Raw genomic sequence first — 26,221 nt, 5'->3', positions numbered from 1 at the left:
ATTTAATTCTCTAATTGTATTTTATTTTTAATTGTTTGCTTGTTTGCTATGATGTCTTGTGCTTGTAAATGCAACATAATAGCTTTTTTACTTTGTGATATTCTCGCTTGATTATTCTCACTTGATTTTATCGGTGCTTCAAACCTATAAACACTTGTATAAGTTGCTGTTTCAAATACTTTACGATCTTGATTTTTTGTTTTCTTAAATTCTTTTCCCAAATCAAAATGATGGCTACGTGTGAATGTCTTACTCTTTTCGTTAAAGGTAAAATGCTTGTTCTTTTTAATAGCTTCTATGTGTTTTTTTGAACTAAAATTAGCTATGACCTCGTTTAACGCTTCCACATTATCAAAATTACAAGAAACCGTCACGATAAACTCATTAAAATCTAAGGTGTTTTTTACATTGTGAACTCCTTTTGTCGCTTTAATTTTAGCAACTATTTCTTCTACTTTCTTTCTAATAGTTGTTTTTGAAGGTACTTTGTAGCCATTTATACTATCGAGTAACATTATAGAGGCTAACTTTGTTTTACTTTTACTAAGATTAATTGTAAGCTCAGCACTTCCAGAGCCATCTTTATTAAAAGTTACCTCTTCTACAAACTCGAAACAACTCGTGAATAAAAAAATAGTAATTGTAGAGAATATTAATAGCAGTCTTTTATTCATATTTTTTTTTGCAAAGATATTAAATAGGTTTTACTGCAAGCGAATGATTTGTTCCTCTATTTTGTTAATATTTGAATATAAATCACAGTAGCTCATCCTAAGTTCTTTTTCGTTTTTTATAACAGATGTTACACTAACTGTTTCTACATTATGACGTTTCATCTTTAGAGATGTTTCTTTAGTTCCTCTTGTTTCATCAAGATGAAAGTTAACAATACCCGATTGATGAAATTCTTTATTGTTTGACAACCAGTCAGCAAACCACTCTTTTCTTAGCTGTTTCATTTCATCAGTATACAGTGTAGATGATGACCAAATTTTAGGAGTACCATCTAGCTTTTGAAAATGTTTTTCAGCTCCATCCCAAACCAATTCATACGCTTGCAGTTCATTATTCCAATCAACCAACACAATTGTAAAAGGCTCAATTCCTTCAAAATCAAAATGATTAATTATTTCAACAGGGTCTTCAACTTTTAATAGTTGTTTTACAATCACTCCTCTACTCATTCGGTATGATTCTGCTCTTTGATGCTTTGTAAAGCCTCCATTTAACAAGCAAATTAATCTGTTTTTTTCACTTAACCCAATCCATGTACCTCCGGCCAATTCATCTTTCGGATAGGTTAACTTTACTCCATCTTCTACATATGTTTTTGGTGCAATCGTTTTTCGTTTTGGGTCTTCATCTCTATTTGAAGTTAATATAAAATTTTTATTCCCTAAGGGTAAATAAGTTACCGTACACATGTTGTTTTCCTTTTATATAATTCCAGCCTTATGTCCATTTAAATATTCCTAAAATAACCGTAACTTTGTCATTTAAGAAAGTTCATTATCGGGCTTTTTCAATAACAAAGAAAGAAATTTAATTCAACAAACAACATACAAATGGGAAAAGGATTTTTTCACGTACCAACTGCCATTAACGAACCGGTAAAAGGATACGCTCCTGGATCTTCAGAGCGTGAAGCCGTTTCAAAACAATACAAAGAATACTTTAACGGATCTGTAGATGTACCAATGTACATCGGTAACGAAGAAGTTAGAACTGGAAATACTCGTAATATGACTCCTCCGCACGATCATCAACACGTGGTAGGACACTATCATATTGGAGATAGGTCTCATGCGGAAAAAGCGATTGCTAATGCTTTAGAAGCTCGTACTGAGTGGGCACAAATGCCATGGGAACAAAGAGCTGCTATCTTTTTACGTGCTGCTGAGTTAATTGCGGGTCCTTACCGTGCAAAGATTAACGCTGCAACTATGATTGCGCAATCTAAAACCGTTCACCAAGCTGAGATTGATGCTGCTTGTGAGTTAATTGACTTTTTACGTTTTAACGTAGAATACATGTCTGAAATTTACAACGAGCAACCAAACTCTGACGACGGAATTTGGAACCGTGTTGAGTACCGTCCGTTAGAAGGATTTGTATACGCAATTACTCCTTTTAACTTTACGGCTATTGCTGCAAACTTACCTGCATCGGCTGCAATGATGGGGAACGTTGTAGTATGGAAACCATCTGACAGCCAAATTTTCTCTGCAAAAGTAATTGTAGATGTATTTAAAGAAGCTGGTGTACCAGACGGTGTTATCAACGTAATTTATGGTGATCCTGTTGAAATTACTGATGTAGTTTTATCTTCTCCTGATTTTGCTGGAATCCACTTTACAGGTTCTACTTATGTATTTAAGGAACTATGGAAAAAGATTGGTGAAAACATTCACACATACAAAACATACCCAAGAATTGTAGGAGAAACTGGTGGTAAAGATTTTATCATTGCACACCCTTCTGCTAATCCAAAACAAGTAGCAACAGGTATTTCTCGTGGTGCTTTTGAATTCCAAGGTCAAAAATGTTCTGCGGCTTCAAGAGTATATTTACCAAAATCGTTAGCTGAAGAAACCTTAAACTATGTAAAAGAAGATATCGCTTCTTTTAAAATGGGGTCTCCAGAAGATATGAGTAACTTTATTACTGCGGTAATTCACGAAGGTTCATTTGATAAATTAGCTAAATATATTGACCAAGCGAAAGCAGATGCGGATGCTGAAATTATTGCTGGTGGTAACTACGACAAATCGAAAGGATACTTTATTGAACCAACTGTTATCTTAACTACCAACCCTAAATATACGACTATGGAAACTGAATTATTCGGTCCTGTAGTTACTATTTATGTGTATGAAGATGCTGATTGGGCTGATACATTACAATTAGTTGACGGAACTTCTGAATACGCTTTAACTGGTGCTGTATTCTCTACAGATCGTTATGCGGTTGCTGAAGCTACGAAAGCGTTAGAAAACTGTGCTGGTAACTTCTATGTAAACGATAAGCCAACAGGAGCTGTTGTAGGGCAACAACCATTTGGTGGAGCTAGAGCTTCAGGAACAAACGATAAAGCAGGATCTGCTCAAAACTTATTACGTTGGGTATCTCCTCGTTTAATCAAAGAAACTTTTGTTTCTCCTGTAGATTACCGTTACCCTTTCTTAGGATAAGAAAAGAAAATCCGAACAAGGAATCTTTATATAAATTAAAAGCAACCCCTTTGGTTACTGAGCGTAGCCGAAGTAAGGTTGCTTTTTTTATTATCCTTCAAGAAGAAAAGTTTTTACTCGGCTTTTTTAGCCCACAACTCTCCTTCTCCTTGATATCCATCTTGAAGCCACATTTTATCAAAGGCATGGCTAAGTGTTTTTCCTGTTTCTTTTCCTAAACAATCAAAAGATACATTTCCTTTTCCATGATCTTTCATTATCCATTCTTCTCCTTCTCCTTGAATTCCATCTTGCAACCATAATTTACCAAAGGCATGACTAAGGTACTTTCCTTTTTCAGCTCCTTTACACGCTAAGGCTACACGATTATCTTTTAATTTTTTAAGTTCAAAAACTTCTCCTTTTCCTTGCACTCCGTTTTGAAGCCACACCTCATCATTGGCATGACTAAGGTATTTACCTACTTCTGCTCCAAGAGCTTCTAATGCTATACTTGACATAATATAAAAATTTGGTTAGTTAATTTCCTACTCTATTTATAATAGGCTTTTCGGATTCCACCTTTAAAATTCATAGTGCCACTAAACCTTTTTCATTTTATATCTCTATAATCACTATATAGATTTCTTGCTTTAATAGCACTTCATTTCGACAATGCTAAGTTCAAAAATAAATACACTCAATTTTTAAAAAACACCATAAAACACTGATAATCAATCATGAATACATTTTAAAACAGTATAAATGAAGTAGTTACTTTCTTTTTTGTTTTCAAACAGAATTCAACTAATTTCGTTTAACACATATTTAGTGTTTAAAAACAATGAATTACAAAGAAATACTTGAAACGGTATATCAGAAAATAGCTCCTATTGAAAATGTTGGGGAGTTAGCTACCTATATTCCTGAATTAGCTACCATTGATGCTGATAAATTTGGCGTACATATTTCAACAGTTGCTAACACCAATTTTGGTTTAGGAAATTTTCAAGAAAAGTTCTCCATACAAAGTATTGCTAAAGTATTATCTCTTTGTTTGGCGTATAAGCATCTTGGTGAATCTATTTGGGACAGATTAGGTGTAGAACCTTCAGGCAATAGTTTTAACTCATTGATACAACTGGAAACGGATAATGGTATCCCTAGAAATCCATTTATCAACGCAGGTGCTATTGTTATTGCTGATATTTTAATTAGCAGCTTGGTAAACCCTAAGAAAGATTTATTGAATTTCATCAAGAGCCTTTCTACAAATAAAGACATTGACTACTCTGCAAAAATTGCGGCTTCTGAAAAATCGGTAGGCTACAGAAATGTTGCCTTGTGTAATTTTATCAAGTCCTACGGAAACATTTATAATGATCCTGAAGTGGTGCTAGATTTCTATTTCGACTTATGTTCGTTGGAATTGACTTGCGAACAACTTTCGAAATTATTTTTCTTCTTAGCCAATAACGGACAAACACGACAAGGAGAACAAATATTTACCAAAAGTCAATCGAAAAGAATTAATGCCTTGATGCAAACCTGTGGTTTTTACGACGAATCTGGTGAATTTGCTTTTAAAGTTGGGCTAGCTGGCAAAAGTGGTGTTGGTGGTGGTATTATTGCCATACACCCAAATCAATATGCGATTGCTGTATGGAGTCCTAAATTGAACAAAAAAGGAAATTCCTACAGAGGAATGCGCTTTTTAGAAGAGTTTACTACGCTTTCTGAACAGTCTATTTTTTAGGTTTGATTTTTTATCTGATTTAAACTAAATTGACTTCTATTAAGTATCTATTTATTAAAATGGATGTAACTCTAAACACCTAATCTAACAATAACACAAAAAGATAATCAACATATATTTAACATTTTAAAGCACACCTTTGGCACATTTTTAGTATATTTGTAGGCTAGATATGATACTTTCAATTAATATAGAACAAATGGCAAAGCCTGTTGTAAACAAAACAGGTAGAGTTTTTTTTGTTTCAAAGTTTTTACATTTTTTAATAGAAAAATTAGAATTCGTTCTCAAAAGAATGATAAAAAGAATGATTGATGACTTTGATACTTTTACCCTTTCTATTGAAGGATCTTACAATCATATTGAAAAATTATCACCTTCTGAAGCATCTAAATTACTGATTGAAACAAAAAAAGTAATAATCAAACTTGACAATATTGAAGAAAATTTACAAAAACTTAATTTTTTTGACAATGATCCTTTGAAGTCAAAGTTTATTTACATGCAAAAATCTTTATATAAAGCTGAAAGTAAACTCCATAGAGTTTCATTCAGAAATAAAGAAAAAATTTCTACAGAAAACACTCTTAAAGAAGGCGTAATCAGAATAAATTCAAAATACACTCAAAATTTATTAGCTAAATAGATTAATGAATTTCAACCGAGGAGATATTATCGAAGTTTTTTTTGATTTACCTTATAGTAAACAAACTAAGACACATCCTGCAATAATTATCTCGAATGAAGATGTATACAATACAGATGAAATCTACATTTGTGTTATGATGACATCAAGTGAAAAAACTGATTTATTTACTTTTGAGGTTACGCAAGATATGCTTCAAATGAAAAATAATAAAAAGTTTAGTCAAGCCAGATGCCATCTGGTTACTTACATAATGGAAAAGCACGTCGTTAAAAATTCACTCTTAAATACTCTTAAACAGAGTGCTGTTGAAAGACTAATCGAAAGAATTAATGAGGTTACATTCAAGGATTCTTATTAGCTTTTTATAGTTAACACACCATCTACCCCAACTCAATCTTCATATTTAAATACAACCATTTAGTTGATACATCAGAAGATTGTCCGTTTACCAGCTTATCATAGTCAATACCCCAGTCTAATAAATTTACCTGACCTTGCAATACCAGTTCGCTAGACATGCTTTCGTATGCATTTCTAATTCCAGTTGCAAAAAACTTTACTTCTCTTTCTACCCCTTTAATAGATAGCATACCGTTAATTTGATACCAATCTACTCCCATCACATACACATTGGTGGTTTTAAACCTTATTTTTTCGTTGTTATCGCTAATAAATACTCCTTTGGTTTTAACTCTTTTAGTTAAATCAGCCACATCACCTCTACATGCTTTAAATGAATTAGGATCTACTTCAAAAGAAATACGCATATTTTCTAACGGATTTCCAGCATCCATTCGTACAGGAATTTCCACTTTTAAATCGTCTACAATACCTCCAAACGGCGTACTGCAATGTCCGTGTGTTACAAACATATTGATTGTTTGATTTTTTACAGTTTCTGTTACCTTCTTTTTTTCCTTTGGTGTAACTGTTGAAGTACTTTTAGCAAATCCGCTTACCAAAACTATGGTTAGCAATGCCCCAACTAACAAAATTCTATTTTTAATGGTTTTCATACTATTCGTTTTTTAAAGTTTTCATCAAAACTATCGCAAGCTTCCGTTAAAAGTGTAAATCAATTGTCAAAAAAGTGTAAAAAGTACCTTTAACAAGGCTTTTATACTTAGTTAGCCCTCTGAAATACTATAAAATAAATTTTTCATTCTCTGTTTTGACCTACCTTTGCAAAAAAATATTTGAATGCAGTTTACAGACTTACAACTCAATACATCTATCTTAAAAGCGCTTACGGAAGAAAGGCATCACAAACCAACTTTAGTACAACAAAAAGTAATTCCGTTAGTACTCAATAAAAAAGATGTGATTGTAGCTGCTCAAACAGGTACTGGTAAAACTGCTGCTTTTGCCTTACCTATTATTCAAGAGCTTTCTAAGGAAGCTGATGTTGAGAAAGGAGCAAAAAAAATCAAAGCATTGGTTATAAGCCCTACTCGAGAACTAGCTATTCAAATTGAAGAAAATTTTAAAGCATATAGTAAGTACACCAACTTAAGAAGTACTGTTATATATGGGGGTATGTCTACACAACCTCAAAAAGAGGTACTGGCAAAAGGTGTCGATATTTTAATCGCTACCCCGGGTCGTTTTATCGACTTGCATAAACAAGGCAGTATTGATGTTCGTCAACTAAAAACTTTGGTATTAGATGAAGCTGATTTAATGTTAGATATGGGCTTTATCGACGATGTAAGAAAGATTGAAGAATTATGTCCGCGTAAAAAGCAAACCTTACTGTTTTCGGCTACGATGCCTGAAAAGGTAAACGATTTAGCAAAATCGATGCTATATAAGCCAGAGAAGGTAGATATTTCTCCTGCGGAAACTACTTCTAAAAACATTGGTCAATTACTGTATTACACGCCTAAAAAGCATAAGGTTGATTTGTGTTTGCACCTATTACGCAACACCATAAAAGGGCGCATTATTATATTTCGTCGTACCAAATTTGGGGTTGACAAATTGGAAAAAACACTTCAAAAAAACGGATACAAAGCAACTAGCGTCCATGGTGACAAGTCGCAAAACTTACGAAACCAAGCCATTGAAGATTTCAAAAACAATAAAGCCAATATTTTAATTGCTACCGATGTTGCTGCTCGTGGAATTGACGTTAGCAAAGTAGATGCGGTTATTAATGTTGACTTACCTAACATTCCTGAAACCTACGTACACCGAATTGGTAGAACTGGTAGAGCAGGTAAATCCGGAATCGCCTTTTCGTTATGTAGTGCCGATGAAACTTCGTACATCAAAGCTATTCAAGAGTTTATGGATAGAACTATAAAAATTGTAGAAGACCATCCATTCCCTTTAGCTAAACCAAAGAAGAAAAAACAACCCAACACTGTTAGTAAACACAAAAAAGGTAGAAAATCAGAAGCTTCTAAAAAGAAGAAAAAACGCTGGTATTAAACTTTTTATAAAAAATAACACTAAAAATAATTGGTGTTTTATTTATTAATCGCAATATTGCAATATAAAAATAAAATACCTCAGGAAAAGCCAAGAGGTATTTAAAGAAAGCTAAACTTAACATTTTGGAGCGAGCCTTCGGGAGTTTTAACCCAGGCTATTGCCCAGCAATTAATTAATGGGATTAACCAAATCAGAAATATTTACTGAAGAGCAAAATCAATTGGCTACCATCGCAAAAGTGTTGGGACATCCTGCCCGTATTGCTATTATACAACACTTATTCAAATTGAATTCTTGTGTGTGTGGTGATTTGGTAAATGAAATCGGTTTGGCGCAACCCACAATATCACAGCATTTAAAAGAATTAAAGAAGATTGGTATTATTAAAGGAACGATTGAAGGAACTAGTGTTTGTTATTGCATCAATCCATCAACATGGAAAGAGACTAAAACCTTACTTTCTTCTTTTTTAAACCTTGATATGAATAACCAAAACTGTTGCTAAAAAAATTTGAACATATTAATCGTAATATTACAATAAATACTATAACCATGAAACTCTCAGAAATCAAACAACATTTAAGCGCATTAAAAACAATTGCTTTTCAATTACCTGACGGAAGCTTAGTACCCAATCATTTTCACGTAACAGAGGTAGGAAAAATTACCAAAAACTTTATCGATTGTGGTGGAGTAGTTAGAAATGAAGAAGTTGTAAACTTTCAATTATGGAATGCGAATGACTACGATCACAGATTACATCCAGAAAAGTTAATTCACATTATTGAGTTATCAGAAAAAGTATTAAATATTCCTGATTTAGAAATTGAAGTGGAATACCAAGGAAGCACTATTGGTAAATACGGATTGGATTTTGACGGAACCAATTTCTTACTTACTACAAAACAAACGGATTGTTTAGCGAAAGATAACTGCGGAATTCCACAAGAAAAACCAAGAGTAAAATTAGCTGATTTACAAAAACAAACTGCATGTGAACCTAACTCAGGATGCTGCTAATATGAATACACAAACTTCATCACTATTTACTGAAATACAACAAACTCTTTTAAGTTTACCAACTGTTTCAGAAGAGCGAAAACAAGTTTTACAACCGCTTATAAATTACATTCAGGAAAAACTGGATAATAAAGAAGTTATAAACCTAAATTTTATTTGTACTCATAATTCAAGAAGAAGTCATTTGTCGCAAGTATGGGCACAAACAATGGCTTTTTATTATCAAATTCCGAATGTCCTTTCTTATTCAGGAGGAACAGAAGCTACTGCTATGAATGCAACAGTGGTAGATACTTTAGTAGGTAACGGATTTCAAATTCAGCAATTATCTGATGGAACAAATCCAATTTACGCAGTAAAGTATGCTGATAACACACCACCTATTATAGGTTTTTCTAAAAAGTATGACGATGCCTTTAATCCTACTTCAGCATTTGGTGCTATCATGACCTGTTCACAAGCTGATGAAGGTTGTCCGTTCATTGCTGGCGCTGATAAAAGAGTACCTGTTACTTATGAAGACCCTAAATTATACGACGGTACATCTTCTGAAAAAGAGAAATACTTGGAACGTAGTTTACAAATTGCAGCTGAAATGCACTATGTGTTTTCTACTGTAAAAGCTTAGCCTTTGAATTTCATAGGTAAATGCACTACTCTTTTGGTTTCGAAGAAATCTTCTTCAAAAAAGTCGGGCAAATCATAAATGGTGGCTTTAGGGAAGTTCGCCAATTCTTCCGTAAGGTCACCACCTTTTAAATATAAAATTCCATTTTTAAGTGTGTGATTTTGTTTTTTATGCACTTTATTTTTCACCCAACGGTGAAACGTTTCCATTTGTGCTACTGCTCTACTTACAATAAAATCGTAGGTATCGTTTACTTCTTCAACACGTCCATGTGTCGTTTTCACATTCTGTAAACCTAACCCTTCTGTAACTTCATTCACTACTTTTATCTTTTTCCCGATAGAATCTACCAAATGAAATTGAGTTTCTGGGAATAAAATAGCTAACGGAATTCCTGGAAAACCGCCACCAGTACCTACATCCATTACTTTGGCTCCTGCTTTAAACTCCATTACCTTCGCAATTCCTAACGAATGCAATACGTGACGTAAATACAATTCATCAATATCTTTACGAGAAACTACATTAATTTTTAAGTTCCAGTCTTGATACAATTCTTGCAACTTAGAAAATTGCTCTAATTGTGTTTCCGATAAATTGTCAAAATATTTTTTTACAAGTTTCAAACCAATGTGTATTTAAATTAAGCACTTACTTTTTTAGGTAACCTATTAAGACATATTAATCTGTACAAAATACTACCTACTGTAAAATTTCTTCTCTTTGGGTATTACAACAGACTCTGTCTATTTAATAATTCCTCTATAGAGGATTCCATGAAGTGATTTTTTCCGTTGCAAAAATAAAAAACTAATTGGTATTGTTAATTTTTCTGCAAAAGATATTAATCTAGTTAAAAAGTTAAGTTTTAGCAATAACCGTGAACCAAAAACGTTTATTTTTGCGGTACAAACAAACAACAAATGAAGACAGTAAACTTCTCAAGAATAGACAATGCTAAATTTTTTAGAACTCTAAATAAAAGAGTAAACATCTACTTTAAAGAGAACAATATTAAACGTACAGGAAACTGGAAACTATATGCAAAAGCAATCATTATGTTATCCATGTTTATTGTTCCTTTTATCTTGATTTTAACTATTGACATGTCGCAATGGATAAAATTAGCCCTAGCTATTGTAATGGGTATTGGAATGGCAGGAGTGGGAATGAATGTAATGCACGATGCCAACCACGAATCATTTTCTAGTAAAAAATGGGTAAATAAACTTTTTGGTAGCAGTATTTATATTTTAGCAGGTAATGTATACAACTGGAAAGTACAGCACAATGTATTACACCATACCTATACAAATATTCAAGACCATGATGAAGATATGGATGCAGGTAGAATTATTCGCTTTTCTGAACACTCACAATGGTTATGGATTCATAAGTTCCAAAAATATTACTCAATCTTTTTATACGGATTGTTAACGATTAACTGGGCTATTACTACCGATTTTAAACAAATGCACAGTTATTTAAAACGTAAATTATCGTATGGTGAGTTTCCAAATCCAGCTAAAGAATGGACCAAATTAGTCGTTTCTAAAGTTATTTATTATTCCCTTTGGATTGTATTACCAATTGCAGTAATGAATGTTGCTTGGTGGAAAGTATTAATCGGATTTTTTGTGATGCACTATACCGCAGGAATCATTTTAAGTGTGGTTTTCCAATTAGCACACATTGTTCCTAAAACAGAAACTCCATTACCGGATGAAGATGGAAACATGAAAAACACTTGGGCCATCCACCAATTGTATACTACCGCAAATTTTGCGCCTAAAAATTGGTTTATCAACTTTTACACAGGTGGATTAAATCACCAAGTAGAGCACCACATTTTCCCAAATATTTCTCATATTCACTATAATAAGTTAGCTCAAATTGTAAAAGAAACTGCTAAGGAATTTAACCTTCCTTATAATGAGTATAAAACTACACGTAAAGCAGTTATTGAGCATTTTAGACACTTAGCTGAATTAGGAAAAAAACCGCAATTAGCATAAATCAACATACAACATAACAACACAATGTCAAACGCATTATCAAACAGAATTCAAAGTTTACCAGTATCGCAAACTTTAGCAATGGCTGCTAAAGCAAGAGAATTAAAAGCTGAAGGTAAAGACATCATTAGTTTAAGTTTAGGGGAACCAGATTTTAATACTCCTGATTTTATTAAAGATGCTGCTATTGAAGCTATTAATCAAGATTATAACTCATATACTCCAGTTGATGGATATGTAGAGTTAAAAGAAGCTATTTGCGAGAAGTTTAAGCGTGATAATAACTTAACATATGCTCCAAACCAAGTAGTGGTTTCTACAGGAGCAAAACAATCTATTGCCAACGTAGCTCAGGTATTATTAAACCCTGGTGACGAAGTATTATTACCAGCTCCTTATTGGGTAAGTTATTCTGCAATTGCAACTTTGTGTGAGGCAACCTATACAGAAATTCCTTCTTCTATTGATACTGATTTTAAAATTACTCCAGAGCAATTAGAAGCAGCTATTTCGCCAAAAACAAAGATGATTTTCTTTAACTCACCAACAAACCCTAGTGGTTCTATTTATAGTGAAGAAGAATACAGAGCGTTGGCTAAAGTACTAGAAAAATACCCAGATATTTATATTTTATCTGACGAAATATATGAGCATATTAACTACGGAACAAAACCGTTTAGTTTTGCCGCGATTGAAAGCATGTACAATCGTACCATTACTGTGAATGGTTTAGCGAAAGCTTTTGCTATGACAGGATGGAGAATTGGTTATATCGGAGCTCCTGAGTGGATTGCTAAGGCTTGTACTAAAATGCAAGGTCAAATTACTTCAGGAACTAACTGTATTGCTCAACGTGCTGCAATTACAGCTGTAAAAGCATCGCCAGAAAAAGTACAATACATGGTAGATGAGTTTAAAAACCGTAGAGATTTAGTTTTACAGTTATTAGGAGAAATTGACGGGTTTAAACTAAACGTACCAGAAGGTGCTTTTTATGTATTCCCAGACATTTCTGATTTCTTTGGAAAAACAATCCAAGGAAAAGAAATTAAAGATGCGAATGATTTTTCTATGTTATTATTAGAAGAAGCAAATGTAGCTACAGTAACTGGTGAAGCTTTTGGTGCTCCAAACTGTGTTCGTTTATCATATGCTGCTTCTGAATTACAATTAAGAGAAGCTATCAAGAGAATTAAAGAAGTTTTAAGTTAATTAACTTAAACAATTAAGCATAAAAAAAATCCGTAAGATGTTTCTTACGGATTTTTTATGTTCTAAAATGGAACTTTCAATTTTCTAACTTTTTTCTTTTTAAGCTTCTTTAAATACAAAGCCTTCTTGTTATAATCAATAAAGGCTTTTCCCAACTCTAAAATATCTGCGCCTATAATTCCGTCCACCTCATCAGCATCGTGTTGTTTTAAAGCTGTATTTACATGCGTTAAGTCAAACAGAACCAAATCACATGAATCATTTTTCCACTTCCCTATTTTAAGAGAATTATTTTCTGACTTATGTGTTTCCATATCCGTCGCTCCTGCTCCAGCAGCTTTTACTTCACTTTCTTCAGAAACAAGTTTGAAACGCTCTATTAAATCTAACCCAACACACGAATTGGAAGCGCCTGTATCTAAAATAAACCTTCCTTTAACACCATTTATCTCCGCATCTAACTCTAAATGATTTGTGATCATTTTTTTGAGTTTTATTTTAATGTATTTCTTTTTTCGTAATACTTTTTTCAAACTTGCCATTTCTTGTACTTTTGTCTCGTAAAGATACGGCAATAAATGATTACAGATACACACACCCACTTATATTCAAGTCAGTTTAACGAAGACAGAAACGAAATGATACAACGTGCTAAAGAAGCTGGTGTTTCTCGTTTCTTTATTCCTGCGATTGATAGTTCATACACAGAACGTATGTTTGATTTAGAAAAAAACTATCCAAACGACGTGTTTTTAATGATGGGATTGCACCCTACTTCGGTAAAAGAAAACTATCAAGATGAATTAGCACATGTAAAAGAGTGGTTAGACAAGCGTGATTTTTATGCGATTGGTGAAATTGGTATCGATTTGTATTGGGACAAAACTTTTTTACCACAACAGCAAGAAGCTTTTCGTACTCAAATTCAGTGGGCAAAAGAGAAAAAACTACCGATTGTTATTCATTGTCGTGATGCCTTTGATGAAATTTTTGAAGTTTTAGAAACTGAAAAAGGAGACGATTTATTCGGAATTTTTCACTGCTTTACAGGAACACTTGAACAAGCTGAAAAAGCAATTTCTTATAACATGAAATTAGGAATTGGTGGTGTTGCAACCTTTAAAAACGGAAAAATTGACAAATTCCTACATCAAATTGACATCAAACATATTGTCTTAGAAACCGATTCTCCTTACCTAGCTCCTACTCCGTACCGAGGAAAACGTAATGAGAGTAGTTACATTACTAATGTAGTAGATAAATTGGTTGATATTTATGGATTGACTTTCGATGAAATTTCGGAAATTACAACACAGAACTCTAAAGACGTTTTTGGTGTCTAACCTACAAACCACATATTATAAAACCCCAATCGGTATTGCCAAAATTGATGGTGATAAAAATGGAATCCAATCGATTTCTGTATTGGATGAAGATGCTTTGCCTACAATTAGCTTTCCGAAAGAGACTCCGTCTTGTTTACAAAATTGTGTTACGCAACTGGATGAATATTTTGCTGGAAAAAGAACAGATTTTGATCTACAATTGAATCCACAAGGAACAAGCTTTCAACAATCGGTTTGGGATGAGCTACTAAACATTCCTTTTGGTAGCACCAGAACCTATTTAGAACAAACCAAACAATTGGGGGATGTAAAAGCAATTCGTGCTGTAGCTTCTGCCAATGGTAAAAATCCTATTTGGATAGTGATTCCCTGTCACAGAGTTGTAGGTTCTGATGGCTCGTTAACAGGATATGCTGGTGGTGTATGGCGTAAAAAATGGCTATTGGAGCACGAAAGCGGAACCAAGCAACAAACATTGTTTTAATTTTCGTCAAGCTGAACTCGTTTCAGTTTATCATCCTAAAAAGATTCCTGCCTACGCAGGAATGACAACTTAATTCAAATTGCGTTTTTCAATAAAAAACTTCTTTAACAAAAAGCCGCATTCTTCTTCTAAAACCCCTGGTATTACTTTTGTTTTTGGATGTAATTTTGTTTTCAATACACTAAAGCCAAGTTTAGGTTCACTTGCTCCGTATACTATTTTACCTATTTGCGTCCAGTAACTCGCTCCTGCACACATTTGGCAAGGTTCTAACGTAACATACAAGGTACAGTCTTTTAAGTATTTTCCTCCTAAAAAATCTGACGCTGCCGTAAACGCTTGCATTTCAGCATGTGCTGTAACATCGTTTAACAACTCCGTTAAATTATGCGCTCTCGCAATAATTTGATTGTTAAAAACAATTACTGCTCCTACTGGAACCTCTCCTTTATCAAAAGCAATTTCAGCTTCCTGTAAGGCTTTTTTCATAAAGTAGGCATCATCAAACGGATTCATATACGTAGATTCATATAAGTTCTTAAACAAATGTAGCCAAAATTTGTTAGTGCTAACTCTGAGTAAAATACTTATTTTTACCAAAATTTACGATTTGATTTCAATCAACACTTCTGAAAATAAAAAAGTTTATTTTGCTTCCGATCAACATTTAGGAGCTCCAACTTCTGAGGCTAGTTTTCCTCGTGAACAAAAGTTTGTTGCCTGGTTAAACGAAGTTAAAAAAGATGCTGAGGCTATTTTTATTTTAGGTGATTTATTTGATTTTTGGTTCGAGTATAAAACTGTAGTTCCTAAAGGCTTTGTGCGCGTTTTAGGAAAGCTTGCAGAAATAAAGGACAGTGGTATTCCTATTTACTTTTTTGTTGGAAATCACGATTTATGGATGCGTGATTATTTTGAAAAGGAATTAAATATTCCTGTATATCATTCTCCGCAAGAGTTTACAATTAATAATAAATTGTTTTTAATTGGACATGGTGATGGATTGGGACCTGATGACAAAGGATATAAACGCATGAAAAAAGTGTTTACATTCCCGCTATTTCAATGGATGTTTCGTTGGTTACATCCAGATTTAGGAGTTCGGTTAGGACAATATATGTCTGTAAAAAACAAATTGATTTCGGGTGATGAGGATGCTAAATTTTTAGGTGAAGATAATGAGTGGTTAGTACAGTATTGTAAGCGCAAACTAGAAACCAAACACTACGATTATTTTATATTTGGACACAGACACCTGCCTTTAGAAATTCAGCTTAAAGAAAATAGCGTTTACCTTAACACTGGTGATTGGATCCAGTATTACACCTATGCTGTTTTTGAAAATGATACATTAGTTTTAAAAGAATATAATTCATAAAAAAAGCACCTTTTTGAGGTGCTTTTTTTATGAATTATTCCAATGTTAATCTAATACAAAACGTAATCTAGCAAATAAATGCCTACCATTAGTTCCGAACTGTACAGAACGTCTTGAATAGATAAAACGTCCACTAGATCTAAAAGCGGGATCGTTCTCATCTGGATAAACATCCAATAAATTATTTGCTCCTAATGTTAAACTTAGGCTCTTATTAAAGTTATACCCAAAAGAAAGATCTGTAATTACTTTTCCTCCAAAAGTAGTATCTATAGCAGGATCGTTACTGTTAGTTGCTTCTTCAACTTCTCCAAAATAACTGTTTCTTAAAAAGAAACTCCATTTGTCATTAACACTTAAATTGTGTGATAAATTCCCTTTTGTTGTAGGAACCGAAGACTCTAAATAAATTCTACTTGTTGGGTCAAAATAAGTATCAGACAATCCTGCGTTTTCTATAGCAGTTGGAATATTCACACCTTTTACATCCGTTTTCGAAAATGTAAACGCTAAAGTGTTAGTTAACCTCATCTTATCAGAAAGATCTGCTTTGTGATCTACAACAATATCTACTCCTTTTGTTTGCGTATCTACAGCATTTGCAAAAAATGCTGCTTGTGTAGCATTTGCTTGCTGGAACAATCTTTCCAACTCAGCATCTCCATTATCATCAAAACTCCCTGTTAATATTACCCTATCATCAATATCTATTATATATCCATCAACTGTAAACTTTAAGTTTGCACTTGGCACTTTTGCTGTAAATCCTGCAGAAAACCCAAAAGAAGTTTCTTCTTTTAATTTACCTATTCCTAAAATCCTTGCAACTCTCGAAGTGTTTGAAAACACCCCAACTTCATTTGGTATACCATCTACAAACAAGGTACTGGTTGAACTGTAAGATATTTGATGCAATGATGGTGCTCTAAACCCTGTTTGTAAACTAGCTCTTAAATTAAAGTTCTTAGAAGCTTTTACCCTAGATGCTACTTTTACATTTAAAGTACCTCCAAAATCTGAGAAATTCTCATAACGTACAGCTCCACTTAATAAAAAAGACTCTGTAATATCTGCTTCTACATCTATGTAACCAGCTATAGAATTTCTGAATGAGTTTACTTCATTTTCTGGTTTAAACCCAGGAAACACTTGAATACCTCCTGGTCTTGAGTTACCAAAAAAATCTTCAGGAACCATTGAGTTAGGGTCTGTTGGATCGTGTACATTACCCAATGTATTGTATTGTGCATACGATGCTTCCTCCCCTGCTACAATACCATAATTTTCTAAACGGTATTCAGCACCAAAAGCAATATTTAAACCAGACATTACGTCTTCGTAAAACTTACTAAGGTCAATATTTGTTGTGTTTTCGCTTGAATAAAACCCTCCTGAATTCGCTTCAAAAGGCGTTGAATTACCTAAAGATGCATTGCTTGAATTGCTTATCAAATAAGTAAATTCATTTCTACCGAATGTATTTGAAAAATCTACATTCCAATCTCCTAACTTTCCTTTTATTCCAACCGCGTATGATTTGTCTTGAATATTAGAATTTATCTCTGGTAAGAATCCATTCATATATGCTGGAGTGTATGCTCTAGATTGATTTGGTAATCTATAGAAACCTGCTGCATTACCATTCTTATAACTTAAACCAGCATTCCCATAAATGAAGGTTTCATTTCCTAACGGAATTTCCATGTTTGCAAAAAATTGTGCTCCTCTTACCCTAGATTGTCCTACTCTCATGTTAAAATCACTCCTTTTCAAGCCACGGGCTAACAATTCTGCTTCGGTAACATCAGCTCCTAAGATTGTTCGCAATTCTTCTTTTGTTTCGGTACCATTTAGTGTAATACCAGCATCACCTGCGTAATTAAAAATATCATCTAAATCATCATCTAATAGATTTGAAATATTATACCCATCTGCCGCTGCAACTCTTTCTATAGAATTATATGCATTAAATATTGAACCTTCCCATTCTTGCATTCTATTAGTCCATCCTCTAAAATCAAAATTTCCAGTAAAATTTATAAATCCGCCATCTTTACCTATTGGCAACCCATAATTTAACCCTAAGTTTAATTTTTCTCCATCTATATCTCTCTCTGGGCTACTTTCACTTGTAAAATTAGCACCTGTTGTTAAGTTAACCTCTAACTTGTTTGTAGATTTCTTTAAGACGATATTTATGATTCCTGCAATAGCATCAGAACCATATTGAGCCGCTGCACCATCTCTAAGAATTTCAATTCTTTCAATAGCAATTGATGGAATTGTTGTCATATCTGTACCCACTGAGCCTCTACCAAAAGTACCATTTACATTTACTAAAGCTGTTTTATGACGTCTTTTCCCATTAATTAATACCAATACTTGATCTGGACCTAATCCTCTTAATGCTGCTGGCGCAATATGATCCGTACCATCAGAAATTGATTGAGGATTAGAATTAAAAGACGGTGCTGCATAATTTAGAATTTCCGTCACTGTAACTTGTGGTGCCGACTCAGTAAGCTTGGAAACATCTAACACATCAATAGCTACAGGAGAATCTATTGCGACTCTCCCTTTATTACGAGACCCTACAATTACCACCTCTTCTAAGGCTTCACTCGATTCTTCAATTACTATTGTAAGATAAGAACTGTCAGTAACTTTTACTTCTTTCGTTCTAAATCCTACTGAAGAGACTATGACTGTAACAGGTAACTGGCTTACTTTTAAAGAATATTCTCCATTATCATCAGTAGTTATACCATTAGTAGTTCCTTTCTCTATTACATTTACAAAAGGCAAAGCCACTCCATTCGTATCTGTAATTTTTCCTTTTATTGTCTGGCCAATCATTGATGTAAACGACATCAATAAAACACAAACAACTAATCTCATTTTTTGTTTCATAATCATATTTATTTTTTATTTTTTTTGTTAAAAAAGTTAATTTACTATAAACATACTAATATTTAAACCTCACAACAAACATATCCATAATTAAATCACATCCAGCATATTAACACAAAAACTACTATTTATCAATACTTGCAAAACAATCTTATGTACTTCATAAAAATATCCTATAACACTTTATCTTCTTTCCTTTTAAAAACTCTTATTTACCTATAACCATCTTATCGTATATTCTTTTAATATGCTTATTTATAAAAGCTTTATTATTACATATGAACTCTTAATATAATTTTTAGTGATTGGGTTGGTATTTTTACTTACTGATTTTTTATTTAACGTCTTATCCAAATCAAGAAAAAAGCAATAAAAAAAGCACCTCAAAAAGGTGCTTTTTCATTATCAAATATCACAATTAAAAACAAACTTTGTTATTAATTAGCATTTTCACTAAACGGTGTTGGGAATGCATCAATAATATTATCTCCTGCTCTATCTAACGGAACATAAGTAGAATTTAACCTACCTAAACGCCTTAAGTCGATCCAACGATGCCCTTCTCCTAATAAAGAATATCTTCTTTGATTTAAAACTTCCTCTACTAACTCATTATCTAAAGTTCCTCCAGAATAATCAAGTAAACCTGCTTCGTTTCTTATAATGTTTATAGCGTTTACTGCCTCTGCGTTATTTGTTCCTATGTTTGCTTCTGCATACATTAAAATAAGCTCTTCATTTCTAATCAAATACACAGGTGCTGTATTGCTCTTATAAATTGCTATTTGATGCGTTGCTGACAATCCATCAAACGTTGCTGGGGCTGTTAGTAAGAATGATTTATCTGCTACCCTACTATCTCCTGCCTCTGCATCATTAATCCAAGAATTATGAATTACAAATTCTTGCCCTGATTGCCCTAATACATGAAACTGGTTATTTAAAATATCATTTCCTGTAGCTCCGAATACATGAGCTGGTCCAGTCATCAAGTTACCATTTAAGTTAAAAAAAGAATCATTTAAGAAACTAAGTACTCCTGCTTTATCTCCTTCATACAATGCTACTCTTGCCACTAGCGCTCTATTAAACTCTGAAAACGAGCTCGGTGTATCAAAATTCATAAACCCTGAACTTAAAGGAAAATCGAACGTTGTTGGAGAGTTAGCTAGATTAGTATTTGCTTCATTCAATAAATTTTTAACCTCTGTCAAAGCTTGAGCATAATCAACAAAAGGCCCTAAATTATCAGCATCTTCAACATCTATTCTAATTCCATTTGTATACTGCCTGTTTGCGACCATTAAAAGTGCATATGCTTTGAGTGTTTTAGCGTATCCATAATACGAATTTTTGACATCATCGGAGAAACCTGCTGAGGAGTTTTCTACCGCAGTAATTAAAACATTTGCTGATTTTACAACTCTATACCAAGCAGCATATGACCTTGTTGTTAAGAAACCATTATTATCTAACGGGCCTTTTAAAATTTCTCCTGTATAACGAGGATCCGTACCTGACAAATCATAGTACTCTCTTGCTAAAAGGCTTACAGTATTGTAATGAAATTCTAAATCGTTTCTCATAACAGCTTCAAGACCGACAGCTAATAACTGAACATCGGCTTGACTCGCTCCATCAGAAAAGCTCTCCTCGGTAGGTGCATTAGGGTTCGGTATATCTTCTAATTCACAATTAGAGAATAAAATAACAGAACATAATAAAATAGTTTTTAAAATTATATTTTTCATAATATCCTATGTTTTAAAAGTTAATATTTAAGTGGAAGTTTATAAATTTTGAAGCTGGATAGGGGGTTACTTCCACGTTATTAGCTAAAACATTATTTCCAAAATTTGAAGCTTCTGGATCATAACTATTATAGTCAAATATATTTATAAGGTTTCTACCCGAAACACCTACTTTAACTTTTTCAAACCCTTTAAAAACACCTTCATTAAAGGTATAATACAACCCTACCTCACGTAATCTTAAATATCCTGCATCCTCAATAAGAGGCTCTGGATTAACAAATGCTTGACTTGCCCTATAATCTCCATTAGATAATGTTCCAGAAGGATCTAAACCAGTATCGTCATAATCCCAAGTTGTTCCTGCTAAATCATACAATAAGGTTGTTAGGTTTATTCCATCTCCTCCTTTTTTCCAGTGCCACAAAAAAGACAAATCAAAATTCTTATATCTGAATTGATTTTGCCAAGACAATTGAAAATCGGGTTCTGCGTTACCATATACAAAAAAGCCATCTCCTTCAGGATCTCTTCTAGCAATTTCTTCAGCTGTAAAGTCAGCAGGGTTATAAGTTCCTACAATTTGTGTTGCACTAAAACCTTCCTGAATATAGAAAGTTCCTAATGAAGAAGCAAACCCTCCTTCTGTAAATGCAGGAACATTTAATTTCGTTATTTCCGATTTATTTTTCCACCACTTTAAATTGGTACTCCAAGAAAAGTCTTCCTGTTCAATAATACTTGCATTCAATCCTATTTCAATTCCTTTATTTTCAAGCTCTCCTGCGTTTTGAACTTCAGTTACATATCCTGAAGAAGTTGGTTTATTAGTTTCAATTAGTAAATCTTCAACCTTTTTATTATAAAAGGTAACTTCAAAGTTAATTCTGCTATCTAACAACCCAAAATCAACTCCATATTCTAACTCCTTTTGACGCTCCGGTCCTACATTTGGGTTCCCTTTAAAGTTCCCAGGTGCTAAACCTGAGTTACCATCAATTAACTGTCCTGTCATAGTAGTAAACCTATCTCTAAAATTCGAAAACCTTCCTGCTTCACCATAGGCTATTCTAGGTTTAAAGGAACTAATCTCTTTAATCTTCCAGAAATCAAACTTATGTAAGTTAATTGCTAAATTACCTTTAGGATAGTAATACATTTTATCAGCATCACCATTATTTGTTGACTTATCTCCACGAATACCTACTGTTCCTATAATTTTATCATCATAATTAATTTCTTCTTGAACAAAGAACCCTTTATCTTTTTGTAACCTTATATTTTGTTGTGTAGATACACTTTCAGATTGCCCCAAATTTGTTTGAGATCCATTTAAACCAGTAGCAATAGTTATCACCGTATTTCTGTCAAAATTTTGAAAAAAGCTTCCTGCTTGAGTTGTGAAATTCAATCCGTTTTCTAAGTTCAAATTATGAACTAAAAAGGCAGATAAATTGTAGTTAGTATTTACTGTTGTTCCTGAAATGGAAGCTCCTCTTAGTGACGAAGGATCTCTAAAATAAGATAGTGATCTTGGAAAAATACTTGTTGTTCTTAAAGTATACTGATCAAAACCTCCTTGCAATACCAATTTCAACCTATTTCTTTCATTGTCTAAAATTTTAACATTAGAAGTAACACTTCCTATAAAACGATTAACATTCTCTCGATTGGTAGTTAAATCTACTGTTTCTAAAACATTAGAGCCAGCCCCTCCTGATGGATACACTCCATCAACCGCTGATAAATTTTCCCATGGATACGTAAAAGCCAATGCATAACCTACTGTTCTATTAGCATTCCCGTTATTAAAGAAACCTCTGTCTGCTTGTGAATTGATATAGTTTGAGGTTATATACATATCAATCCAATCTGTAAACTTTTGACCAATATTCAGACGTACAGCTGTTTTTTCATACCCCGTATTCTCAACCAAACCTGGTTCTTCTTTATAAGTTACTCCAAAAAAGTAATCACTTCTTTCTGAACCTCCAGAAGTTGTAAAACGTGTAGTGGTAGAAATTCTAGTATGGTCGAATAATTCAGCTTCGTAATCTCTTAACTTAGCATTAGCAGGACCACCAAAGGCTACAATTTCTGCCTCATCCCAATCTCTTAACCCTAAGAGTCTAGTAGGACTTCTTAAACCTACTGTTTGAGAAAAAGAAATTCTCGGTTTCCCTTCTTTTCCTCTTTTCGTTGTAATAATCACAACTCCTCCTGCTGCCCTTGACCCATACAGTGCTGCTGCAGAAGCCCCTTTTAATATTTCTACGGTTTCTATATCTTCAGGATCAATGTCTGCAATTCTGTTAGAAGCATCATCTTGATTTGTAGAAGGATTCCCCCCTCCTGCTGCTTCACTTACAACATTGTTTCCAGAAGAAATAGATGAATTATCAACATATACTCCATCTACCACAAATAAAGGTTGTTGATCTCCAAAAATAGAAGTAACCCCTCTAAGCCTCATTGAGATTCCCCCTCCTGGCGCTCCTGAATTTGCTTTGATCTCAGCTCCCGTAAATTTCCCTGACAGAGCACTATCAAATCCTGATTGTGATGTAACTTGTGTTAATTCAGCCGCTGAAATTGTAGACACAGTATTCGCTAAATTAGACCTTTTTGTTGTGGTAGCTAAACCTGAAATTACCACCTCTTCTAAAACATCTGAATCTTCTCGTAATGTTACTTGTAAGAAAGTATCTGTATTGACTACATTTTTTTCTACAGTAACAAAACCTAAAGAAGATATGGTAACTACCGTCGGAATTTTTTTTACATTTAAACTAAATTCACCATTCTCATTAGAAGTGGTGCCATTTGTCGTGCCTTTTTCTATTATGTTAGCAAAAGGAATACTTTCTCCATTTACATCCACTATTTTCCCTTTTATTGTTTGTCCGTAAACAAAACTAGAAAACAGGAAAATAAGTGCGTTAATTAGCAGCGTTTTGCTAAAATACATTTTCTTCATAAAATTTAAGTTTAAGGTTAGTAGAAGCTAAATTTCATTTTTTTTATTTACAAAAACAAATTATAAATAACTTATTTTCAACCAAATAAACACCTACACCCAAAACTAAACTTTAAAAAGAACCACCTTCCCACTTGTTAATACAAGGTTTAACCAACTTTTAACAACTAAAAAAACACTATTATTGTAGCTTTGTTTCATAAAATTTCTAATTTATTTCAATTACTATGGATATAGATGTAAGAGCTATCAATGAAAAGATAGAAAGAGAAAGTGCTTTTGTAGACTTATTAACTACAGAAATGAACAAAGTAATTGTAGGTCAAAAACACATGATTGAGCGATTACTCATTGGGCTTTTAGGAAACGGACATATTTTATTAGAGGGCGTACCTGGGCTAGCAAAAACCTTAGCTATTAATACCCTTTCAAAAGCTGTTGACGGAAGCTTTAGTCGTATTCAATTTACTCCAGACTTATTACCTGCTGATGTTGTGGGTACTATGATATACAATGTAAAGGAAAATGATTTCTCTATAAAAAAGGGACCTATTTTTGCCAATTTTGTATTAGCTGATGAGATTAACCGTGCTCCTGCTAAAGTGCAGTCTGCTTTACTAGAAGCTATGCAAGAACGTCAAATTACTATTGGTGACGAAACCTTTAAATTAGATGAGCCTTTCTTGGTAATGGCAACTCAAAACCCAGTTGAACAAGAAGGAACCTATCCTCTTCCTGAAGCACAGGTAGATCGTTTTATGTTAAAAACTGTGATTGACTACCCAAAATTACAAGACGAGCAACTGATTATGCGTCAAAACTTAAACGGAAGTTTTCAAAAGATAAATTCAGTTATTTCAATAGATCAAATTATCAAAGCTCGTAACGTCGTTAACGAAGTTTACATGGATGAAAAAATTGAAAAATATATTTTAGACATTGTTTTCGCAACTCGTTATCCTGAGAAATACAATTTAGAAAAATTACAACCACTTATTAGTTTTGGATCTTCTCCTCGTGGAAGCATTGCCTTGGCTAAAGCAGCTAAATGTTATGCTTTTATTAAACGTAGAGGATATGTAATTCCTGAAGATGTTAGAGCTGTGGTTAACGATGTATTACGTCATAGAATTGGTATTACCTATGAAGCCGAGGCTGAAAACATTACATCGATAGACATAATTAACTCGATAATAAATGAAGTACAAGTACCTTAAAAATAAAGAAAGTACACCTACTCATTTATAGCTTCCACCTTATTAATATGAATCCCCTTAAATTAGCTATTAATGACTTTTAAATTAACAACGTACAAAACATTAAAAGGAACTAAAAAAATTTTAGAATTAAAAAAGAAAAAAAATACTGAGGCTATTATTTATAAAGACAACAAGCCCAGTTATTATGTAAACTGTTTTGATTTACAAACTGAGTCGAACATAATTATGAATAGTTTTGTTTTAGGCCAACAAAAGAGTATACAAGAAATAGTAAAAGAGATTAGTAAAAAAAACAATGTGAATTTATCAATACAAGAAGCGCCTTTTTTAGCTTTTGAAAAAAGCGTAGAATACACAGAAGTGGAACTACCTCCACTACCTGAATCTTGGTTAAATTAATGGATACAAAAGAGTTACTAAAAAAAGTTCGAAAAATAGAAATAAAGACACGTAGGTTGTCTAATCATATTTTTGGAGGAGAATACCACTCAACCTTTAAGGGTAGAGGTATGACTTTTTCTGAAGTACGTCAATATCAGTACGGAGATGATATTAGAGCAATTGATTGGAACGTTACAGCTCGCTACAACGAACCCTATATAAAAGTTTTTGAAGAAGAACGTGAACTTACCATGATGTTGGTAGTTGATATTTCTGGCTCTGAATTTTTTGGTACTTCTGAACAATTTAAAAAAGATACTGTAACAGAAATCGCCGCAACATTGGCTTTTTCAGCCATTCAAAATAACGACAAAGTTGGTTTGATGTTGTTTTCTGATCAGGTTGAACTATACATTCCTCCTAAAAAAGGTAAAAGTCACGTATTACGAATTATTCGTGAGCTTATTGAGTTTCAACCAAAAAGTAGACAAACCAATATTAGTGAAGCCCTCAAGTTTTTATCCAACATCATGAAAAAGAAAGCTATAGTTTTTATGCTTTCTGATTTTATGGATGAAGGTTATGAACGTACGCTAAAAATTGTTGGAAACAAACACGATGTAACTGGTATTCGTGTATATGACAAGCACGATGAGGAAATTCCTAATTTAGGAATGGTTCCTATACTAGATGCTGAAACGGGAAAAACTCAATTAGTTAATACCAGTTCCAAATCTGTTAGAACCCATTACAAGGCTAACGCCCTACGCTTAACTGATTATTTTGAAAATGCATTTACCAAAAGTGGCGCAGGTACTATTAGCACTAGAGTTGATGAAAGTTATGTACGAAAATTGTTAGGCTATTTTAAACGAAAAGGATAAGAAC

At 33.3% G+C, this 26,221-nt stretch carries 26 protein-coding genes; 16 read left to right on the top strand and 10 right to left on the bottom strand.

Annotation, left to right across the window (positions count from 1 at the left end):
• Window positions 1–2: 2 nt before the first annotated feature.
• The gene (locus V1T75_RS07730) at window positions 3–674 is read right to left on the bottom strand and encodes a hypothetical protein (RefSeq protein WP_330487968.1); all 672 of its coding nucleotides are present in this window, start codon (window positions 672–674) and stop codon (window positions 3–5) included.
• Between the two features lie 30 nt (window positions 675–704).
• Window positions 705–1,424 (bottom strand): NRDE family protein, encoded by a 720-nt coding sequence (locus V1T75_RS07725; RefSeq protein ID WP_330487967.1) that lies wholly within the window; start codon window positions 1,422–1,424, stop codon window positions 705–707.
• A 141-nt stretch (window positions 1,425–1,565) separates the two neighbouring features.
• On the opposite strand from V1T75_RS07725, the gene pruA reads away from it, so the two are divergent.
• Window positions 1,566–3,191, top strand: coding sequence for an L-glutamate gamma-semialdehyde dehydrogenase (pruA, locus tag V1T75_RS07720; protein WP_330487966.1), 1,626 nt, complete (start codon window positions 1,566–1,568; stop codon window positions 3,189–3,191).
• A 113-nt stretch (window positions 3,192–3,304) separates the two neighbouring features.
• Here pruA and V1T75_RS07715 read toward each other — a convergent pair whose 3' ends face one another.
• Complete coding sequence (locus tag V1T75_RS07715) at window positions 3,305–3,691, bottom strand: hypothetical protein (RefSeq protein ID WP_330487965.1); 387 nt, start codon at window positions 3,689–3,691, stop codon at window positions 3,305–3,307.
• Window positions 3,692–4,014: 323 nt separating this feature from the next.
• Here V1T75_RS07715 and V1T75_RS07710 point away from each other — a divergent pair, with 323 nt between their 5' ends.
• The 3 genes from V1T75_RS07710 (at window position 4,015) to V1T75_RS16395 (ending at window position 5,933) form a co-directional block, all read left to right on the top strand.
• Complete coding sequence (locus V1T75_RS07710; RefSeq protein ID WP_330487964.1) at window positions 4,015–4,926, top strand: glutaminase; 912 nt, start codon at window positions 4,015–4,017, stop codon at window positions 4,924–4,926.
• 295 nt (window positions 4,927–5,221) lie between these two features.
• On the top strand, window positions 5,222–5,572 hold the full coding sequence (locus tag V1T75_RS07705; RefSeq protein WP_330487963.1) for a hypothetical protein: 351 nt from the start codon (window positions 5,222–5,224) through the stop codon (window positions 5,570–5,572).
• A gap of 4 nt (window positions 5,573–5,576) precedes the next feature.
• The gene (locus tag V1T75_RS16395) at window positions 5,577–5,933 is read left to right on the top strand and encodes a type II toxin-antitoxin system PemK/MazF family toxin (RefSeq protein ID WP_443082043.1); all 357 of its coding nucleotides are present in this window, start codon (window positions 5,577–5,579) and stop codon (window positions 5,931–5,933) included.
• A gap of 22 nt (window positions 5,934–5,955) precedes the next feature.
• On the opposite strand, the gene V1T75_RS07700 is transcribed toward V1T75_RS16395, so the two are convergent.
• On the bottom strand, window positions 5,956–6,591 hold the full coding sequence (locus V1T75_RS07700) for a YceI family protein (protein WP_330487962.1): 636 nt from the start codon (window positions 6,589–6,591) through the stop codon (window positions 5,956–5,958).
• A gap of 184 nt (window positions 6,592–6,775) precedes the next feature.
• Between V1T75_RS07700 and V1T75_RS07695 the strand changes: the two genes are divergently transcribed.
• The 4 genes from V1T75_RS07695 to V1T75_RS07680 all read left to right on the top strand — a co-directional run bounded on the left by V1T75_RS07695 (window position 6,776) and on the right by V1T75_RS07680 (window position 9,659).
• Window positions 6,776–8,008 carry a DEAD/DEAH box helicase gene (locus tag V1T75_RS07695; protein WP_330487961.1) on the top strand — a complete coding sequence of 411 codons (1,233 nt, stop codon included), beginning with the start codon at window positions 6,776–6,778 and terminating at the stop codon, window positions 8,006–8,008.
• A gap of 178 nt (window positions 8,009–8,186) precedes the next feature.
• A complete protein-coding gene (locus tag V1T75_RS07690) occupies window positions 8,187–8,516 on the top strand; it encodes an ArsR/SmtB family transcription factor (RefSeq protein ID WP_330487960.1) in 330 nt (109 codons plus the stop codon).
• 47 nt (window positions 8,517–8,563) lie between these two features.
• Entirely contained in the window at window positions 8,564–9,031 is a 468-nt protein-coding gene (locus tag V1T75_RS07685; protein ID WP_330487959.1) for a DUF6428 family protein, read from the top strand.
• A 1-nt stretch (window position 9,032) separates the two neighbouring features.
• Complete coding sequence (locus V1T75_RS07680) at window positions 9,033–9,659, top strand: arsenate-mycothiol transferase ArsC (RefSeq protein ID WP_330488011.1); 627 nt, start codon at window positions 9,033–9,035, stop codon at window positions 9,657–9,659.
• Here V1T75_RS07680 and rsmG read toward each other — a convergent pair.
• The gene (gene rsmG, locus V1T75_RS07675) at window positions 9,656–10,285 is read right to left on the bottom strand and encodes a 16S rRNA (guanine(527)-N(7))-methyltransferase RsmG (protein WP_330487958.1); all 630 of its coding nucleotides are present in this window, start codon (window positions 10,283–10,285) and stop codon (window positions 9,656–9,658) included. The two genes, V1T75_RS07680 and rsmG, sit on opposite strands and share 4 nt — an antisense overlap.
• Before the next feature lie 297 nt (window positions 10,286–10,582).
• Here rsmG and V1T75_RS07670 point away from each other — a divergent pair, with 297 nt between their 5' ends.
• Both V1T75_RS07670 and V1T75_RS07665 read left to right on the top strand, forming a co-directional pair.
• On the top strand, window positions 10,583–11,674 hold the full coding sequence (locus V1T75_RS07670) for a fatty acid desaturase family protein (RefSeq protein ID WP_330487957.1): 1,092 nt from the start codon (window positions 10,583–10,585) through the stop codon (window positions 11,672–11,674).
• A gap of 24 nt (window positions 11,675–11,698) precedes the next feature.
• Window positions 11,699–12,886: a pyridoxal phosphate-dependent aminotransferase gene (locus V1T75_RS07665; protein ID WP_330487956.1), complete on the top strand. Its 1,188-nt coding sequence runs from the start codon at window positions 11,699–11,701 to the stop codon at window positions 12,884–12,886.
• Window positions 12,887–12,948: 62 nt separating this feature from the next.
• Here the strand turns inward: V1T75_RS07665 and V1T75_RS07660 are convergent, their stop codons facing one another.
• Window positions 12,949–13,428, bottom strand: a complete 480-nt coding sequence (locus V1T75_RS07660; RefSeq protein WP_330487955.1) for a retropepsin-like aspartic protease — start codon at window positions 13,426–13,428, stop codon at window positions 12,949–12,951.
• Window positions 13,429–13,464: 36 nt separating this feature from the next.
• Between V1T75_RS07660 and V1T75_RS07655 the strand changes: the two genes are divergently transcribed.
• Together V1T75_RS07655 and V1T75_RS07650 are read left to right on the top strand one after the other, a co-directional pair.
• On the top strand, window positions 13,465–14,229 hold the full coding sequence (locus V1T75_RS07655) for a TatD family hydrolase (RefSeq protein ID WP_330487954.1): 765 nt from the start codon (window positions 13,465–13,467) through the stop codon (window positions 14,227–14,229).
• Complete coding sequence (locus V1T75_RS07650; RefSeq protein ID WP_330487953.1) at window positions 14,222–14,716, top strand: methylated-DNA--[protein]-cysteine S-methyltransferase; 495 nt, start codon at window positions 14,222–14,224, stop codon at window positions 14,714–14,716. The genes V1T75_RS07655 and V1T75_RS07650 overlap by 8 nt, the downstream gene beginning before the upstream one ends.
• Before the next feature lie 69 nt (window positions 14,717–14,785).
• Here the strand turns inward: V1T75_RS07650 and V1T75_RS07645 are convergent, their stop codons facing one another.
• Window positions 14,786–15,232 (bottom strand): nucleoside deaminase, encoded by a 447-nt coding sequence (locus tag V1T75_RS07645; protein WP_330488010.1) that lies wholly within the window; start codon window positions 15,230–15,232, stop codon window positions 14,786–14,788.
• Window positions 15,233–15,335: 103 nt separating this feature from the next.
• Here V1T75_RS07645 and V1T75_RS07640 point away from each other — a divergent pair, with 103 nt between their 5' ends.
• Window positions 15,336–16,094, top strand: coding sequence for a UDP-2,3-diacylglucosamine diphosphatase (locus V1T75_RS07640; RefSeq protein WP_443082044.1), 759 nt, complete (start codon window positions 15,336–15,338; stop codon window positions 16,092–16,094).
• A gap of 45 nt (window positions 16,095–16,139) precedes the next feature.
• Here V1T75_RS07640 and V1T75_RS07635 read toward each other — a convergent pair whose 3' ends face one another.
• The 3 genes from V1T75_RS07635 to V1T75_RS07625 all read right to left on the bottom strand — a co-directional run bounded on the left by V1T75_RS07635 (window position 16,140) and on the right by V1T75_RS07625 (window position 23,732).
• Window positions 16,140–19,004 carry a TonB-dependent receptor gene (locus V1T75_RS07635; RefSeq protein ID WP_330487951.1) on the bottom strand — a complete coding sequence of 955 codons (2,865 nt, stop codon included), beginning with the start codon at window positions 19,002–19,004 and terminating at the stop codon, window positions 16,140–16,142.
• 437 nt (window positions 19,005–19,441) lie between these two features.
• Complete coding sequence (locus tag V1T75_RS07630) at window positions 19,442–20,755, bottom strand: RagB/SusD family nutrient uptake outer membrane protein (RefSeq protein ID WP_330487950.1); 1,314 nt, start codon at window positions 20,753–20,755, stop codon at window positions 19,442–19,444.
• Window positions 20,756–20,768: 13 nt separating this feature from the next.
• On the bottom strand, window positions 20,769–23,732 hold the full coding sequence (locus V1T75_RS07625) for a SusC/RagA family TonB-linked outer membrane protein (protein ID WP_330487949.1): 2,964 nt from the start codon (window positions 23,730–23,732) through the stop codon (window positions 20,769–20,771).
• A 227-nt stretch (window positions 23,733–23,959) separates the two neighbouring features.
• Here V1T75_RS07625 and V1T75_RS07620 point away from each other — a divergent pair, with 227 nt between their 5' ends.
• From V1T75_RS07620 to V1T75_RS07610, 3 genes are all read left to right on the top strand, one after another.
• Complete coding sequence (locus tag V1T75_RS07620; protein WP_330487948.1) at window positions 23,960–24,949, top strand: AAA family ATPase; 990 nt, start codon at window positions 23,960–23,962, stop codon at window positions 24,947–24,949.
• Between the two features lie 72 nt (window positions 24,950–25,021).
• The gene (locus V1T75_RS07615; protein ID WP_330487947.1) at window positions 25,022–25,351 is read left to right on the top strand and encodes a hypothetical protein; all 330 of its coding nucleotides are present in this window, start codon (window positions 25,022–25,024) and stop codon (window positions 25,349–25,351) included.
• A complete protein-coding gene (locus V1T75_RS07610) occupies window positions 25,351–26,217 on the top strand; it encodes a DUF58 domain-containing protein (RefSeq protein WP_330487946.1) in 867 nt (288 codons plus the stop codon). Before V1T75_RS07615 ends, V1T75_RS07610 begins: the two co-directional genes overlap by 1 nt.
• Window positions 26,218–26,221 lie beyond the last annotated feature (4 nt).

The organism is Tenacibaculum sp. FZY0031, assembly GCF_036350695.1.
GTDB lineage: Bacteria > Bacteroidota > Bacteroidia > Flavobacteriales > Flavobacteriaceae > Polaribacter.
Note: the sequence above shows the minus strand (reverse complement) of the source record. Positions and strands in the feature narration are given on the sequence as shown.

Coding starts and splice junctions, on each gene's coding strand:
- V1T75_RS07645 (WP_330488010.1), bottom strand. CDS start 15,232: ATGAATCCGTTTGATGATGCCTACTTTATGAAAAAAGCCTTACAGGAA.
- V1T75_RS07615 (WP_330487947.1), top strand. CDS start 25,022: ATGACTTTTAAATTAACAACGTACAAAACATTAAAAGGAACTAAAAAA.
- V1T75_RS16395 (WP_443082043.1), top strand. CDS start 5,577: ATGAATTTCAACCGAGGAGATATTATCGAAGTTTTTTTTGATTTACCT.
- V1T75_RS07710 (WP_330487964.1), top strand. CDS start 4,015: ATGAATTACAAAGAAATACTTGAAACGGTATATCAGAAAATAGCTCCT.
- V1T75_RS07690 (WP_330487960.1), top strand. CDS start 8,187: ATGGGATTAACCAAATCAGAAATATTTACTGAAGAGCAAAATCAATTG.
- V1T75_RS07715 (WP_330487965.1), bottom strand. CDS start 3,691: ATGTCAAGTATAGCATTAGAAGCTCTTGGAGCAGAAGTAGGTAAATAC.
- V1T75_RS07635 (WP_330487951.1), bottom strand. CDS start 19,004: ATGAAACAAAAAATGAGATTAGTTGTTTGTGTTTTATTGATGTCGTTT.
- V1T75_RS07670 (WP_330487957.1), top strand. CDS start 10,583: ATGAAGACAGTAAACTTCTCAAGAATAGACAATGCTAAATTTTTTAGA.
- V1T75_RS07610 (WP_330487946.1), top strand. CDS start 25,351: ATGGATACAAAAGAGTTACTAAAAAAAGTTCGAAAAATAGAAATAAAG.
- V1T75_RS07665 (WP_330487956.1), top strand. CDS start 11,699: ATGTCAAACGCATTATCAAACAGAATTCAAAGTTTACCAGTATCGCAA.
- V1T75_RS07630 (WP_330487950.1), bottom strand. CDS start 20,755: ATGAAAAATATAATTTTAAAAACTATTTTATTATGTTCTGTTATTTTA.
- V1T75_RS07660 (WP_330487955.1), bottom strand. CDS start 13,428: ATGGCAAGTTTGAAAAAAGTATTACGAAAAAAGAAATACATTAAAATA.
- V1T75_RS07620 (WP_330487948.1), top strand. CDS start 23,960: ATGGATATAGATGTAAGAGCTATCAATGAAAAGATAGAAAGAGAAAGT.
- V1T75_RS07705 (WP_330487963.1), top strand. CDS start 5,222: ATGATAAAAAGAATGATTGATGACTTTGATACTTTTACCCTTTCTATT.
- V1T75_RS07695 (WP_330487961.1), top strand. CDS start 6,776: ATGCAGTTTACAGACTTACAACTCAATACATCTATCTTAAAAGCGCTT.
- pruA (WP_330487966.1), top strand. CDS start 1,566: ATGGGAAAAGGATTTTTTCACGTACCAACTGCCATTAACGAACCGGTA.
- V1T75_RS07725 (WP_330487967.1), bottom strand. CDS start 1,424: ATGTGTACGGTAACTTATTTACCCTTAGGGAATAAAAATTTTATATTA.
- V1T75_RS07625 (WP_330487949.1), bottom strand. CDS start 23,732: ATGAAGAAAATGTATTTTAGCAAAACGCTGCTAATTAACGCACTTATT.
- V1T75_RS07680 (WP_330488011.1), top strand. CDS start 9,033: ATGAATACACAAACTTCATCACTATTTACTGAAATACAACAAACTCTT.
- V1T75_RS07700 (WP_330487962.1), bottom strand. CDS start 6,591: ATGAAAACCATTAAAAATAGAATTTTGTTAGTTGGGGCATTGCTAACC.
- V1T75_RS07655 (WP_330487954.1), top strand. CDS start 13,465: ATGATTACAGATACACACACCCACTTATATTCAAGTCAGTTTAACGAA.
- V1T75_RS07685 (WP_330487959.1), top strand. CDS start 8,564: ATGAAACTCTCAGAAATCAAACAACATTTAAGCGCATTAAAAACAATT.
- V1T75_RS07730 (WP_330487968.1), bottom strand. CDS start 674: ATGAATAAAAGACTGCTATTAATATTCTCTACAATTACTATTTTTTTA.